10 protein-coding genes are annotated in these 15,166 nt (G+C 76.2%); all 10 read left to right on the forward strand.

The genetic code is table 11. The features are described 5' to 3' along the window. The first annotated feature begins 57 nt into the window (after positions 1-57). The 10 genes from ABT122_RS13415 (at position 58) to pspAB (ending at position 15,009) form a co-directional block, all read left to right on the forward strand. The gene (locus tag ABT122_RS13415; protein WP_351549996.1) at positions 58-393 is read left to right on the forward strand and encodes a hypothetical protein; all 336 of its coding nucleotides are present in this window, start codon (positions 58-60) and stop codon (positions 391-393) included. After that, positions 390-767, forward strand: coding sequence for a GPW/gp25 family protein (locus ABT122_RS13420; RefSeq protein ID WP_351549999.1), 378 nt, complete (start codon positions 390-392; stop codon positions 765-767). The genes ABT122_RS13415 and ABT122_RS13420 overlap by 4 nt, the downstream gene beginning before the upstream one ends. Then, on the forward strand, positions 764-3,961 hold the full coding sequence (locus ABT122_RS13425; RefSeq protein ID WP_351550002.1) for a putative baseplate assembly protein: 3,198 nt from the start codon (positions 764-766) through the stop codon (positions 3,959-3,961). The genes ABT122_RS13420 and ABT122_RS13425 overlap by 4 nt, the downstream gene beginning before the upstream one ends. Further along, the gene (locus ABT122_RS13430) at positions 3,958-7,803 is read left to right on the forward strand and encodes a putative baseplate assembly protein (RefSeq protein ID WP_351550005.1); all 3,846 of its coding nucleotides are present in this window, start codon (positions 3,958-3,960) and stop codon (positions 7,801-7,803) included. Before ABT122_RS13425 ends, ABT122_RS13430 begins: the two co-directional genes overlap by 4 nt. Positions 7,804-7,891: 88 nt before the next feature. Continuing rightward, a complete protein-coding gene (locus tag ABT122_RS13435) occupies positions 7,892-10,069 on the forward strand; it encodes a hypothetical protein (protein WP_351550008.1) in 2,178 nt (725 codons plus the stop codon). A 159-nt stretch (positions 10,070-10,228) separates the two neighbouring features. Beyond that, positions 10,229-11,788, forward strand: coding sequence for a DUF6519 domain-containing protein (locus ABT122_RS13440; protein ID WP_351550011.1), 1,560 nt, complete (start codon positions 10,229-10,231; stop codon positions 11,786-11,788). Positions 11,789-11,816: 28 nt separating this feature from the next. Then, positions 11,817-12,689 carry a peptidoglycan-binding protein gene (locus ABT122_RS13445; RefSeq protein ID WP_351550014.1) on the forward strand — a complete coding sequence of 291 codons (873 nt, stop codon included), beginning with the start codon at positions 11,817-11,819 and terminating at the stop codon, positions 12,687-12,689. 185 nt (positions 12,690-12,874) lie between these two features. Next, positions 12,875-13,381 carry an FBP domain-containing protein gene (locus tag ABT122_RS13450; RefSeq protein ID WP_351550017.1) on the forward strand — a complete coding sequence of 169 codons (507 nt, stop codon included), beginning with the start codon at positions 12,875-12,877 and terminating at the stop codon, positions 13,379-13,381. A gap of 107 nt (positions 13,382-13,488) precedes the next feature. Further along, complete coding sequence (gene htpX / locus ABT122_RS13455) at positions 13,489-14,403, forward strand: zinc metalloprotease HtpX (RefSeq protein WP_351550020.1); 915 nt, start codon at positions 13,489-13,491, stop codon at positions 14,401-14,403. Positions 14,404-14,415: 12 nt separating this feature from the next. Then, positions 14,416-15,009, forward strand: a complete 594-nt coding sequence (gene pspAB / locus ABT122_RS13460; RefSeq protein WP_351550023.1) for a PspA-associated protein PspAB — start codon at positions 14,416-14,418, stop codon at positions 15,007-15,009. The last annotated feature ends 157 nt before the right edge of the window (positions 15,010-15,166 follow it).

The following is a 15,166-nucleotide window of genomic DNA, read 5'->3' on the forward strand; positions in this document are numbered from 1 at the left end:
GCGGCCACGAGCGCGGCAGACGGACAGGGCGGGACGCGGAGAGCGGGAGGACGGCCGGTGTCGGGGAATCTGGTGCACAGCGGTACGGCGATCGGCTGCCCGCACGGCGGCCGGGTCGCGCCCGGCTCCGTGCGGTCGTCGGGGGTGCGGGCCGACGGGCTGCCCGTGCTGACGGCGGCGGAGGTCTTCACCGTCAGCGGCTGCCGCCACGCGGTCGGCGGGGTGCCGCGCCCGTGTGTGTCGGTGCGCTGGACCCCCGGCCCCGGCGGGGTGCTGGTCGACGGGGTGCCGGTGCTGCTGGAGCGCACCGGCGGCATGTGCTTCGGCGCGGCGCTCGTGCCGCAGGGCGCGCCCGTGGTGGCGCCCGGGTCGCGGGGGGTGTCGAGCCGGTGAGCGGTCGCCGTACCGATATCGCCTTTCCGTTCCGGGTCGATCCGCGCGGGCGCACCGCGCGGGCCGCGTACGACGCCCATGTGCGGGATCTGGTGGAGCAGTTGCTGTTCACCACGCCGGGCGAGCGGGTGATGCGTCCGGATTTCGGCTGTGGGCTGCTGGATCTGGTGTTCGCGCCCGGCAGTCCCGAGCTGGCGTCGGCGCTGGAGCTCTCCGCGCTGGCCTCGATCCAGCGGTGGCTGGGTGAGCTGATCGAGGTGGAGGAGCTGGACGTGGCGGGCGCCGACGGCGTGGTGCGGGTGCGGCTGCGCTACGCGGTGCGCGCCACGGGGAGCCGGCGCGATGAGGTCTTCGAGGGGAGCGGGCCGGTATGAACGGGACGGACGGCTTCCGTGGGGCGCCGGTCGCGGGCGGTGCGGAGCTGATCTGCCGGACCGGGGTCAGACGGGCCGGGGTGCGGGCGGCGGAGCTGTCCGGGGTGGACGCGGTCGAGGCCGGGGACGACGGGCTGACGCTGACGGTGACCTTCCTCGGCAAGGCACCCGAGGGGCTCCGACCGGGGAACATCCGGATCGACGGGGGCCGGCGGATCACCGGGATCGAGGCCGTCGGGCTGTCCGTGGAGCGGGAGGAGGACCCGGAGCTGGACGACCGGCTGCACATCACCGTCGACCGGACGGGGGACGGTTCGCGCTACCGGCTGTCGGTGGTGGAGACCGATCCGTACGGGCGCCCGGGGACCGAGCCGTTCCCCGGGTTCGATCAGCGGTACTTCTCCGCCGGGTTCGTCTTCCGGGTGGACTGCCCTTCGCCGTTCGGCCCCGGGGACGCCCCGGAACGGTCCGCGCGGACCGGGGGCCCGGTGCCGGTGGTCGACTACACGGCGCGGGACTACGACACGGTGCGCGCCCTGGTCCTGGACCGGCTGGCGCTGACCGCGCCGGAGTGGGTGGAGCGGAACCCGGCCGATCTGGGGACGACGCTGGCGGAGCTGGTGGCGTACACCGCCGACCGGATCTCCCACCATCAGGACGCGGTGTCCACGGAGGCGTATCTCGACACGGCGCGCCGCCGGGTGTCCGTCCGCCGTCATGTGCGGCTCGTCGACTACACCCTGCACGACGGCTGCGCCGCGCGCGCGTTCGTCGTGCTCATCGCCGACCGGCGGGTACGGCTGGCGCCGGGGACGTTCCGGTTCGCGGCGGTCGACCTGCCGTCCGGCGCGGCGGGCGATCCGGCGCCGCCCGGTGCGGTGCTCGACGACGGGGAGCTGGCCGCCCTGGACGAGCGGGGGTCGGTGGAGGTGTTCGAGCCGGTGCCGGCGGGTGAGCCGCTGGTGGTGCGCCCCGGGCACAACACGATCCGGTTCTGGACCTGGGGCGAGGAGGTGTGCGGGCTGCCCCGGGGGGCGACCTCCGCGACACTGCGGGACGAGTGGACGGACGCGTCGCGCTCGGCGCGGCTGCTGGAGCTGGTGCCGGGGGATCTGCTGCTGGTGGAGGAGGTGCGCGGGGCGCGTTCGGGGACGGCGGGCGACGCGCGTCCGGCGCACCGGCAGGCCGTGCGGCTCACCTCGGTGACACCGGCGGTGGACCGGCTGGTGGGGCAGCCGGTGCTGGAGGTGGCCTGGGCGCGGGAGGACGCGCTCGGTTTCCCGGTCCGGCTCGCCGTGCGGGCGGGGCCGGACTGTGTGCCGGTCGCGGATGTGAGTGTGGCGCGGGGCAATGTGGTGCTGGTGGACCACGGGCGGTCGACGGCGTTCGGCGGTGGCGCGCCCCCGTGGGTGACCGTGCCGCCCGTTCCGGCGGTACCGGGGTCCTGCGATCCGCCGTGCGGCTGCGCGGACCCCCGTCCGGGGAACGCGACGGCGGCGCTGCTGGCGGCGCGGATCGAGCAGACCGGCTCGGGGCGGCTGCTGACCGCAGGTCAGGTGCGGGAGCTGTTCGGGGCCGTCGGCGAGGAGGCGTGCGGACGCGCCGGGCTGGGGCTGGACTCGGCGGGGCGGCGGCGGGAGCGGGTGGTGCCGGGCGCCGCGCGGGAGCAGGCCGATGTGGTGCGGACGCTGCTGGCGCGGAGTGTGTATCCGGGGATCGTGCCCCGGTTCCGGCCGGTGCTGCGGGATGGGCCGGTGGCACAGGTGGTGCCGTTCCCCGAGCCCGGCCGGGTGGCGCGGGGGCAGGCGGAGCGGCTGGCCGGGATTCCGGGGCGGGTGCGGGAGCGGCTGGTGGAGCTGTGGCGCGGCGCCCGGGACCACGACGGGCTGACGGAGCCGGAGATCGCGGAGCTGGCCGTGCTGTTCGGGCTGCGGCTGCTGGAGCGGATCGGGCTGCGGCTGCGTCCGGTGCGGGCGCTGCGGGAGTTGCTGCACCGCTCCGGGCGGCTGCTGGCGGGGAAGGCGCGCCGGCTGGAGGTGCTGTCGGCGCGGGCGCGGGCGGGGACGGTGCTGGACGCCTCGGTGGCGTGGGAGATCGCCCAGAGCTGGGGGCCCCGGTACGCGTGGGGGCTGCGGCCGGACGCGCCGGTGCTGCGGGGGCCGGCGGCGGCGGCCGTCGTCCAGGACGCGCGGGCGGCGCTGCCCGCCGTGACCCTGGTGGACGGGGAGCGGGTGTGGTCGCCCCGGCGGGATCTGCTGGGTTCGGGGCCCCGGGACCGGCATGTCGTCGGGGAGCTGGAGGACGACGGGCGGATCGCGCTGCGTTTCGGTGACGGCCGGTACGGGGCGAGGCCGCGCCCGGGGGCGCGGCTGGGGGTGCGCTGCCGGGTCGGCGGCGGCACGGCGGGGAACGTCGGGGCGGAGGCGATCGGCCATCTGGTGGTCCGCCGCGACCCGGGCGGGGACGGCGCGGACGGCGGTCCGCCGGTGGTGGCCGTGCGCAATCCACTGCCGGCCGTCGGGGGAACGGACCCCGAACCCCTGTCCCACGCCCGGCAGTCGGCGCCGCTCGCACCGGGGCGGACCCTGCTGCGGGCGGTGACGGCCGAGGACTACGCGGAGCTGGCCGGGCGGGTGCCGGGGGTGGCGCGGGCGGCGGCCGTGCTCCGCTGGACGGGGGGCGTCCGGGAGGCGCATGTCGCGGTGGACGCGACGGGGACCGCCGAGCCGCCGCCGGAGCTGCTGGAGGCGGTGGAGCACACGCTGGAGCGGTTCCGCCGGATCGGCCACGATCTGGTGGTCGGCCCGGCCCGGAACGTACCGCTGGAGGTCGTGCTGCGGGTGTGCGCCGCTCCGGGGCACCAGCAGGGGCGCCTGCTCGCGGAGGTGTACCGGCTGCTGGGCTGCGGCCGGCTCCCGGGCGGGGAGCCCGCGTTCTTCCACCCCGACGCGCTGGCGTTCGGCGAGCCGGTGCGGCTGAGCCGGCTGGTGGCGGTCGCGGCGGGGGTGCCGGGGGTGGAGAGCGTGCGGGTGACCCGGCTGGCGCGGCTCTTCCGGCCGGACCCGTTCGACGCGTCGGCCCTGGAGGAGGGGGTGCTGCGGCTCGGCCCGCTGGAGATCGCCCGCTGCGACAACGACCCGGAGCGGCCCGAGTGGGGCCGGCTCTCGATCGAGCTGGAGGGAGGCGCCCGGTGAACGGCTTCCACGACGGCGGTGACGGCCGCGGCTGCGGCTGTGACGGTGGATACGGCTCCGGACACGACGGACACGACGGACCGGACGGGCACGACGGACCGGACGGGCACGACGGACCGGACGGGCACGACGGGCACGACGAGTGGCGGGCGGCCCCCCGGGTGCCGTACAACCCGCCGGGCCGCACCTCGCTGGAGTACCGGGTGGGCACCTACGGTTCCTTCCTGGCCGCGCTGCTCGACCGGCTGGCGTCACCGGCGTACCCGGCGCTGCGCGGGCTGTCCACGCGCGCGAGCGGCGATCCGGCCCTCGCGCTGCTGGACGCCTGGGCCGTCGTCGGCGATCTGCTGACCTTCCACGCGGAGCGGATCGCGGACGAGGGATATCTGCGGACCGCGAAGGAGCACCACTCGCTGGTGCTGCTGGGACGGCTGGTGGGGCACCGGCCGAAGCCCGGTCTCGCCGCCGGCACCCTGCTCGCGTACACCCTGGACCGCGATCCCCGGGACCCGGACGCGGAGGCGCTGATCGGGCGCGGGGCGCGGAGCGTCAGTGTGCCGGCGGCGACCGGCGAGGAACCGCGGACGTTCGAGACGGAGACGGATCTGACGGCCCGGTGGGCGTGGAACGAACTCGCGGTGCGCCGCCGCCGGCCGGGGCTGCTGACCCCGGAGGACCTCCGGACCCGCTCCGGGATCGAGATCGCCGGCACCGACACCGGCCTGCGGCCCGGGGACCGGCTGCTGTTCGTCTTCGGCGAGGGGCCGGGGGCGGCGGGGCAGCGGCTGCTGCGGTCGGTGGCGCGGGTGCGGGTGGACCGGGAGGAGGGGGTGACCTCGGTCGCGCTGCCGGGGTCGGCGCCCGCGTCGCTCCGGGAGCTGATCGCCGAGGTGCGCCGGTGGATCACCCGGGACGAGCGGGCGGCGGAGGACGGCGACCCCGTGCCGGAGAACCCCCATCCGCGCCCCGTCAGCAGGCTCATCGACACCTTCGACGACCAGGTGCTGGCGCCGTTGCGGGCCGATCTGGACGGTATCGGCAGCGCGGCGCACCTGGTGCGCGGGCTCGCGGGCCCGCTGGAGCGGATGGAGGAGGCGCGGGCGCTCGCCGGCGCGCACGAGGAGGTCGCGGAGTGGTTCGAGCGGCTGGCGGCGCGGATCGCCGAGGTGCGGGAGCGGGCGGCGGAGCTGGAGCCCTCCCGCCCCGGGGAGTCCGGAGCCGTGGCGGGGGCCCCGACGGACGGCACGGGCGCGGCGGGCGGCACGGGCGCCGCGCGGGCGCTCGCCGCCGTTCTCCCGGCGCTGCGCGGGGGCCCGGTGCCCCCCGCGCCGGAGGCGGCCGGGCGGACGGCGGGCCGGCTCCTCGCGCCGGGCCCGCAGCTCGGCGTACGGCTGCTGGCGGCGCTCGACCCCGCACGGGCCCGGGAGACGCACACGGCCTGGCGCCGGGCGGCTCCGTCCGCGCGGCCACTGCTGCGGGCTCTGGAGGCGCTGCGGGTGACGGCGGCGCCGTTCGGGGCGACGGCACCGCTCCGGTCGGTGCAGGACGAGCGGGGCCGGGTGGTCCGGCAGACGGACTGGCCGCTCGGCGGGTCGGCGCTGACCTCGCTGCGGGTGGTGTACGACACGGCCGGACGGAAGCCGGTGCGGGCCGAGTTCCAGTACACGGAGGGCAATGACTCGGAGCAGCGGTCGGAGCATCTGCCGGCGCAGACGGAGTTCGCACTGGGCCCCGGCCGGGTGTCCCTGCGCGGCGGCACGGCGACGGGCGGGACGGAGGAGGTGACGGCGCGGTGCGGCGCGGGGCTGCCCGACGCGGCGCTCTCGGTGTCCGGGCCGGGCGCCGACGGGCGGGTGCGGGTGGAGGTGGACACCGGTGAGCCGCTCGTCTGGCAGCTCTCCCCGGGCGACCGCCGGCAGAGCGCGCACGGCGGATTCGAGGTGACGGCGCGGTTCGCGCCCGCCGGTGAACCGCCGGGTGTGGAGCTGGGGATCGCGACCGTGCCCGTCCGGGCCGATCTGCGGGTGCTCTCCCTGGACGCGGTGCACGACGGGATCACGGTCGGCAGCCGGGTGGCGGTGGAGCGCCCCCGCAAGGGCGCCGAGGGCGGCATCCCGGGCGACAGCGCGCTGGCGCTGGTGACCACCCGGGTCACCGGGGTGCGCACCGCCGCGTTCACCGCCTTCGGCATCACCGGCCGGGGCACCGAACTGACCCTGGCCGACCCGTGGCTGGACGGGCACGACGTGCTGCTGTCGACGATCCGGGACACCACGGTCCACGCGGGCGGACAGGCGCTGCGCCCGGCCGACGATCCGCTGGGCGAGGAGGTGCACGGCAACGGGATCGAACTCGACGAGCTGTACGAGGGGCTGCGCCCCGGACGGCTGCTGATCGTCACGGGTGAGCGCACCGACGTCCCCGGCACGGACGGTGTCCCGGGCACCGAACCGGTGGTGGTCGCCGCCGTGGAGCAGGTACTCGATCCGCTGCTGCCCGGTGACCATGTCCACACCCGGCTCACACTGACCGGGGATCTGGTCCACCGCTACCGCCGGGACACGGTGCGGGTCCTGGGCAACGCGGTCGCCGCGACGCACGGCGAGAGCCGGGACGAGCCGATCGGCAGCGGTGACGCCTCCCGGGCGGGCCAGGTGTTCACGCTCTGGCAGTCGCCGCTGACGTGGCTGCCCGACGACAGCGCGCCGGGGGCGGCGCCCGCGCTGGAGGTGCGGGTCGACGGGCTGCTGTGGCACGGGACCGACAGCCTGGCCGGGCACGGGCCCGCCGAACGGGTCTATGTCCGGGGCGCGGACGCGGCCGGGCGGACGACGGTGGCCTTCGGCGACGGGGTGCGGGGCGCCCGGCTGCCGACCGGGCACGAGAACGTCCGGGCCCGCTACCGCTTCGGCACCGGCCGGGCGGCGAATGTGGCGGCGGGCCGGATCACCCAGGCGGTGACCCGGCCGCTGGGGGTCACGGCGGTCACCAACCCCCTGCCGGCGACGGGCGGCGCGGACGCCGAGGGACCGGAGTCGGCCCGGCGCGCGATTCCGCTGGCGGTCGCCGCGCTGGACCGGCTGGTGTCCGTCGCCGACTACGAGGACTTCGCCCGCTCCCGGGCGGGCATCGGCCGGGCCTCGGCGCGGGAGGTCTTCGACGGCCGGCGGACGGTGGTGCATGTGACGGTCGCCGGGGTGGACGACATCCCCGTCGGCGAGGGCTCCGGGGTGCTGCGGGCGCTGCGCGCCGCGCTCGTCCGGTACGGGGACGCGCGGCTGCCGGTGCGGGTGCGGCCGCGGGAGCTGGTGCAGCTGCTGCTGTCGGCGCGGGTGAGAACGGCCCGGGACCACAGCTGGGCGGTGGTCGAGCCGCGGCTGCGGCAGGCGCTGCTGCGCCGGTTCGGTCCCGGGGAGCGGGAGCTGGGCGCGCCGGCCCGTGTCTCGGACGTCCTGGCGACGGCGCACTCGGTGCCGGGGGTGGACTGGGTGGATGTGGAGGAGTTCGGCGGGGTGGTGGTCGCCGCGCTGCCGGAGCCGGGCGCCTGGCTGACGGGGGCGGACGGCACCGCCCCGGAGGCGGTGGTTCCGGCCGGGTTCGCGCGGTACGAGGAGCGGGTGCACCGGGTGGACGCGGCGGACGGCGAGACGCTCACCTCGGTCGCCGCGCGCCGGGGTGTCCCCCTGGCGGAACTGGTCCGGCTGAACCCGGACATCGCCGACACGCGGCCCCTGGCGCGCGGCCGGGTGGTGACCGTCTTCCGGGGCATCCGGCCGGCCCGGCTCGCCCTGCTCTCCCCCGGGGCCGCCGAGGCCCTGGTGCTCACCGAGGTCACCGGGTGAGCGCCGCGATGCCGCCGGTGCCCGGCGGGTACCGGAGTCCGATGCTCACCACCGCGCCCGCCCGGGCCGGAGAAGGGAAGGCGCGCCGATGAACGGAGAACCGGAACCCGATGGACCGGCGGATCTGCTGCCCCGGCTGCACCGGACGCGGGACGGGGAGGACGGCGGCGGGGAGCCGCTGCGGGCGCTGCTCGCGGTGATCGCCGAGCAGGTGGACCGGGTGCGGGACGGGGTGGAGCAGGGGTACGACGACTGGTTCGTGGAGACCGCCGCGCCCTGGGTGCTGCCGTACATCGGCGATCTCGTCGGCTACCGTCCGCTCCCCGGGTACGAGCGGGTGCGGTCGGCGGGGCCGGCCGGCGGCGCGGGGCGGGACCGGCTCGCCGAGGCCCTGGCGCCGCGCCGCGATGTCGCCGCCACCGTCGCGCACCGGCGGCGCAAGGGCACCCTCGCGCTCCTGGAGGAGCTGGCGGACTCGGTCGCCGGTCTGCCCGCGCGGGCGGTGGAGTTCTCCCGGCTCGTGGCGGGCCATCAGCCGGTGCGGCTGTACGGGTCGGGCACGGCGCGGTCGGACGCGCGGCGGCTGGAGCGGGGCCGGCTGGCCGATGTGCGGGACGGCTCGGCGCTGGACCTCGCCGGCGGCCCGTTCGGCACGGTCTCCCGGTCGGCGGAGGTGCGGCGGGCGGCTTCGGCCCGGAGCCGGGGCGGGTGCTCCCCCGCCGGTGTGGGTCTCTTCGTGTGGCGGCTGAAACCCCACCGGGTGGGCCGGGCCCCCGCGTACTGCGTGGACCGGGCCCGCGGCCTCTACACCTTCTCGATCCTGGGCCAGGACAGCCCGCTGGTGACCCGGCCGGTGGCCGAGCCGTCGGCCGCGCACACCGCCGCGGTCGACCATGTCCCGGCGTACATCGGCCGGCGGCTGCTCGCCGACCGGCTCGCCGACTTCCACGGGCCGGGGAGGTCCTTCACGATCCGGCGCGACGGCCCCGACGGCGAGCCGGTGCCGCTCGCGGATCTGGTGGTGGCGGATCTGTCCCGGTGGCGGTACCGGCCCCGGCGCGGGCAGGTCGCCGTCGATCCGGTGCTCGGGCGGATCGCCTTCGGGCCGCGTGCCGCGCCCCGGCAGGGGGTGTGGGTCACCTACCACCACGCGTTCGCGGGCGACATGGGCGGCGGGGAGTACCCGCGCGACCGGGAGACCTCCCCGGCGGCGAAGGTCTACCGGGTGGGGCCGGGCCGGACCCATGCGCGGATCATGGACGCGTACGCCGCGTGGCGGTCCGACCGGCGGGCGGGAGGGCCCGGCCCCGAGGGCATCATCGAGATCACCCACAGCGGCGCCTACCAGGAGCAGCTGGACTTCGACCTGGAGTCCGGGGACCGGCTGGAGCTGCGGGCGGCGGAGGGCACCCGGCCGGTGATCCGGCTGCTCGACTGGTACAGCAACCGGCCGGACGCGCTCAACATCCGGGCGCCCCGGGGGGTGGCGCGACCGCCCCGGATCGTGCTGGACGGACTGCTGGTCACCGGGCGCGGGCTGCATGTCAGCGGTCCGGTGGGGGCCTTGGTGCTGCGGCACTGCACGCTGGTGCCGGGCTGGTCGCTGGAGCCGGAGTGCGAGCCGCGCTCCCCCGGGGAGCCGAGTCTGGTGCTCGACCGGACCACCGTGTGCGTCACGGTCGAGCACAGCGTCCTCGGCCCGGTCGAGGTGACGGGTGACGAGGTGGGCCACGAGCCGCTGGAGATCCGTCTCCGGGACAGCGTCCTGGACGCCACCGGACACGGCCGGGCGGCGCTCGCCGCGCCCGACTGCCGTCACGCGCACGCCGTGCTGTCGCTGCACCGCACCACGGTGATCGGCGAGATCCACACCCACGCGGTACGGATCGCGGAGAACAGCCTCCTCACCGGGCGGCTGCGGGTGGCGCGCCGGGGCGTCGGCTGTGTGCGGTACTCGTGGGTGGCACCGGGCTCGCGCACCCCGCGCCGCCACCACTGTCTGCCGGACCCGCCGGACGGCGGCCGGGACCCGGTGGTGCGCCCGCTGTTCGTCAGCGAGCGGTACGGCACACCGGCGTACGGGCAACTGGCCGGCGGGTGCGCGGTGGTGCCCCCGGAGCAGGACCCGGGGCGGGGCGCGGAGGACGGCTCGGAGCTGGGCGCCTTCCACGATCTGTATCTGCCGCAGCGGCTGGACAGCCTGCGGGCGCGGCTCGCCGAGTACGCGCCGGCCGGGACGGACGCGGGGATCGTCTGCGTCACCTGAGCCCCGCGCGGGTCACCGGTCCCGGCACCGGGACCGGTGACCCGTCACCGACAAGAGCACACGGAGCCCCGCGGCCCCGGAAGCCCGGCACTTCGGCACCTCGGCACCTCGGCACCTCGGCACCTCGGAACCTCGGAACCTCAAGGGGGAACCCTTCCCATGCACGCAGACATCTCCCGCGCCACCTTCCGGCCGGACCGGCACTACGCGGCGGTGGTCGCCCAGCAGGGCCGGGTCCAGCTGGACGCGGACGTCAATGAGCAGGCCGCGATCGAACTCGCCAGGGCCCGCGCGCTCGCGGCCGATCTCATCGGGCGGCACGGCGGGCCCGGCGGTGCGGCCGGCTTCGCGGTGGGCTTGGCGGGGACGGGCCGGGAGCTGGACGATCTGAGCATCGGGGGCGGCCGTTACTACGTGGACGGCATCCCGCTCGACGCGACCCGGCCGGGTCCGGGCACCCCCGTCACCGACGACGACCCCGCGGCGGCCGGGGAGGACCGGGACACCCCGGTGGCCCCCGCCGCGCCGGGCGCCGCGCCGGTCTGGTCGTACTGGGACCAGCCGGACGGCCACCGGGACCCGGAGCGCCCGGGCGACCGGCTGCCGTCCGCGTTCCCGTATCTGGTCTATCTGAAGGTGTGGGAGCGCTCGGTGACCTCGGTCGAGGATCCGCTGCTGCGGGAGGTGGCGCTCGGTTCCGCGGTCTCCGACACGGCCGCCCGGCTCAGGACGGTCTGGCAGGTGCTGGCGCTGCCGGGCGCGGAGCTGGAGGTGGAGGACGGGGCGGACAAGGACCGCGTCCGGGAGGCGTTCGACCGCTGGGCGGCCGGCCGGGCGGCGACCGCGCGGCTGGCGGCCCGCGCCGAGCGGCCCGGCGACGCCGACGACGGCCCGTGCCTGATCCGGCCGGACTCCCGCTACCGGGGCCCGGAGAACCAGCTCTACCGGGTGGAGATCCACGAGGGCGGCACGGCGGGGGACGCGACCTTCGTCTGGTCCCGCGAGAACGGCTCGGTGGCCCTCGGCGTGGACGCCTTCGACGGCACCTGGGCGGAGCTGGCGTCGCTGGGCGGCGACGACCGGCTCGGCCTCCAGGTGGGCGACTGGGTGGAGACCGCGGACACCGCCACGGTCAGCCGCGGCGAGCCGCTGCCGCTGCTGCGGGTGGAGGAACTGGACCTGCCCCAACGGCGGGTGCGGCTCTCCGCGGAACCGGACCCCTCGGTCGGGCGCGACCCCGCGCTCCGTCCCTTCCTGCGCCGCTGGGACCACCGGCCCGCGCCCCGGCGCGGCGGCTCCCCCGGCCGGCACCGGGGTGCGCTGCCGGTCACGGAGGGTTGCTGGCTGCCGCTGGAGGACGGGGTCGAGGTGTGGTTCGAACCGGGCGGCGGCTACCGCGCGGGCGACTACTGGACGGTGGCGGCGCGGACCGCGACGGGCGGAGTGGAGTGGCCGGCGGACGCGGCCCGCCGGCCGCTGCTGCTGCCCCCGTCGGGGATCGATGTGCACCTCGCGCCGCTGGCCTGGGTGCTGGGCGAGGGTTCCGTCGCCGATCTGCGGCTGGTGTTCGGGCCGTTGGCGTCTGTGGTCCCGGCGGCCCGGGCTCATGAACTCGCGGCCGAGCGGGCGGCGGAGTCCCCGGCTCCGTCCTTCGAACAGGAAGCCGGTTCACCGCCCCCGGGGAGCGGGCATAAGGATCACGGACAGTCATCCGACTGAGAGAACACCGCGAGAAGGAGTACCGCGCATGGCAACACCACTGTCCGCCTCCAGACTGGTCGCCGCCCTCCGTGCCGAAGGGCTGCGGGTGGTCGAGCACCGCAGCTGGCGGACGCACAACCGGAACCACAAGGGCCCCTGGGGGCCGATGCGGGGTGTGATGATCCATCACACCGTGACCTCCGGCACCGAGCGCTCCGTGGAGCTCTGCTACAACGGCCATGCCGGCCTTCCGGGTCCGCTCTGTCATGGCGTCATAGCGAAGGACGGCTCGGTCCATCTCGTCGGCAACGGGCGGGCCAACCACGCCGGGCTGGGGGACGGCGATGTGCTGCGCGCCGTGACCCAGGAGTCCGCGCTGCCCCCGGACAACGAGGCCGACACCGACGGCAACCGCTACTTCTACGGCTTCGAGTGCGTGAACCTGGGCAATGGCAAGGACCCGTGGCCGGCCGCGCAGCTGGAGGCCGTCGAGAAGGCGGCGGCGGCGATCTGCCGGGCGCACGGCTGGTCGCAGCGCTCGGTGATCGGCCACAAGGAGTGGCAGCCGGGGAAGATCGATCCCCGGGGGTTCACCATGGAGTCGATGCGTGCGCGGATCAAGGACCGGCTGGCGGCCGGGAAGCCGGTTCCGCCGAAGCCGCCGGCGAAGAAGTACGAGCCCTTCCCCGGGGCCGCGTTCTTCGCGTCCGGGCGGCGCAGCGCCGTGATCACGGCGATGGGCCGGCGGCTGGTGGCGGAGGGGTGCGGACGGTACGAGGTCGGCCCCGGGCCCTCGTGGTCCGAGGCGGACCGGAAGTCGTACGCCGCCTGGCAGCGCAAGCTGGGTTACACGGGCGCCGCGGCGGACGGGATTCCGGGGAAGAAGAGCTGGGACCGGCTGAAGGTGCCCAACGCGTGAGGGGCCGGGCCCCGGGGGGAGCCCTCCCGCCCGCCCCCCGCGCCCGGCCCGCCCGCCGGGCCCTCCCGCCGCCGCCGCCCGGCCGGGGCGGGGACCGGGCGGCGGCGGGGACCGGGCGGCGGCGGGGACCGGGCGGCGGAAAACCCGGATGCCGACCGCCGCGGGGGGTGTGTACGGTGCGGCAGGTGGAACCGCTGACCGAGACCCAGATCCGCTCGTCCTTCGTGAACTGTTCGAAGGGGGAGGCCAGACGCATGCGCCTGCCCCTGGACTTCGCCACGCTGCCCTGGGAGGACCTCGACTTCCTCGGCTGGGTCGACCCGGGGGCCCCGCTGCGGGCGCACCTCGTGATCCCCGGGGAGTCCGGCCCCGTGGGGATCACCCTGCGGATGCCCGCGAACCGGAACACCAGCGCCGTCAAGTCGAGCCTCTGCGGGATCTGCCTGACCTCGCACGCCTCGTCCGGGGTGGCCCTGCTGGTGGCCCCGCTCGCGGGCGCCCCCGGCCGGGAGGGCAACACGGTGGGCGTCTACCTCTGCGCGGATCTCGCCTGCTCGCTCTACCTCCGGGACAAGCGCCGGCCCGCCCTGCGGACCACCCGCTACGAGGAGTCGCTCACCCTGGACGAGCGGATCGCCCGCGCGCGCGGGAATCTGGACTCCTTCGTCGCGCGGGTCACCGCCCCGGCCTGATCACGGTCTGCCCCCGCCCGTGAGCCCGGAGTGACACCCGGTGCCCGCGGGGAACCGGGCGCACACTTGAGGGGTGGGGGGCAGCGACCCGCCCGGAAGGTGATCGGATGACAGCCCGCCGGACCCGTTCCCGTTACGCCCCGGACCAGGGACTCACCACCCGCATGGTGACCACGATGTTCCTGATCGGTCTGCTGTACGTGGTCTTCGTGGGTGTCCTGCTCGCGCTGCTCCGCGGCGCCTGGCCTTTTGTGCTGGTGATCTCCGGCGCGCTCTTCATCGCCCAGTTCTGGTTCAGCGACCGGATCGCCGCGCGCGGCATGGGAGCGCGTGAGGTCACCCCCGAGCAGGCGCCGGAGCTGCACGGCGCGGTGGACCGCGTCTGCGCGCTCGCCGATATGCCCAAACCCCGGGTCGCCATCGCGGACAGTGATGTGCCGAACGCGTTCGCGACGGGCCGCTCCCAGAAGACGGCGCTGGTGTGCGCCACCACGGGCCTGCTGCGGCGGCTGGAGCCGGAGGAGCTGGAGGGGGTGCTCGCCCATGAGCTGTCGCATGTCGCCCACCGCGATGTGGCGGTGATGACCATCGCCTCCTTCCTCGGTGTACTGGCCGGGCTGATCACCCGGATCACGCTGTACGGCGGTCTCAGCAGGGCCGGCCGGGACAGCGGCACGGCCATCGCGCTGGCGCTGATCCCGCTGATCAGCGCCGTGGTGTACGCGCTGAGTTTTCTGCTCACCCGGCTGCTGTCGCGCTACCGCGAGCTGTCGGCGGACCGGTCCGCGGCGCTGCTGACCGGCCGCCCGTCCGCGCTCGCCTCGGCGCTGACCAAGGTGACCGGTGAGATGGCGCGGATACCGACGCGCGATCTGCGCACGGCGGAGCCGTACAACGCGTTCTGGTTCGCGCCCGCGTTCGCCTCCCGCGAGAGCCTGGCGCGGCTGCTCTCCTCGCACCCGACGCTGGAGCAGCGGCTGGAGCAGCTGGGCCGGATCTCCGCCCAGCTGTCCCGTCCGTAGCGGGTGGTCCGGATGGGACTCCTCGACACCATCCTCGGCCGCAGCAAGCCGGTGCGGCCCGATCTGGACCGGCTCTTCGCGCTGCCCTCGGCCGCGATCACCCTCCAGGCGGGGGCGGGTTACGTCCCCACCGGCACCGGCTCGGTCTGCTTCGCCACGGTGGAGGGCGGGGCGTTCGACCGGCTGCGGACGGACGTACGGGAGCTGCTGGACGCCGACACCGGGACGGGCGGGGTCCCCGTGGAGTTCAGCCGGGACGCGTACGGGTACACCTGGCTGCTCGCCCGGCACCCGGCCGACGACACCGTCTCCCTGGTCAACGATCTGCACGCGGTGAACACCCTGCTCCAGGACGCGGGCTTCGGACCGCAGCTGCTCTGCTCCCTGGTCTCCTTCCGCGATGCGGCGGCGGAGCGGGCTCTGGCGCTGGTCTATCTCTACAAGCGGGGCACGTTCTATCCCTTCGCGCCGGTGGCGGGGGCCGGGGAGCGGCGGGACAGCGCGCTGGAGCTCCAGGTCAAGGCGCTGCTGACGGACGATCTGCGGATGGAGAGCGAGCTGTCGCGCTGGTTCCCGGTGTGGGGCGCGCCGGGGCTGACGGGCTGACGGACCAAGGCGGGAGAAGCCGGGCACCGGGCGAATACCACAGGAACGGGCGCCGGGAAAGACGGATCGCCGTCCGACGACCAGTTCCCACCCAATACAGCGATTTCCAGCCAACGATGGAGAAGTTCCGGGTTCACAGACAACCCCGGGCGGCCTC

This window comes from Streptomyces sp. NPDC001985, from assembly GCF_040296845.1.
Lineage (GTDB): Bacteria > Actinomycetota > Actinomycetes > Streptomycetales > Streptomycetaceae > Streptomyces.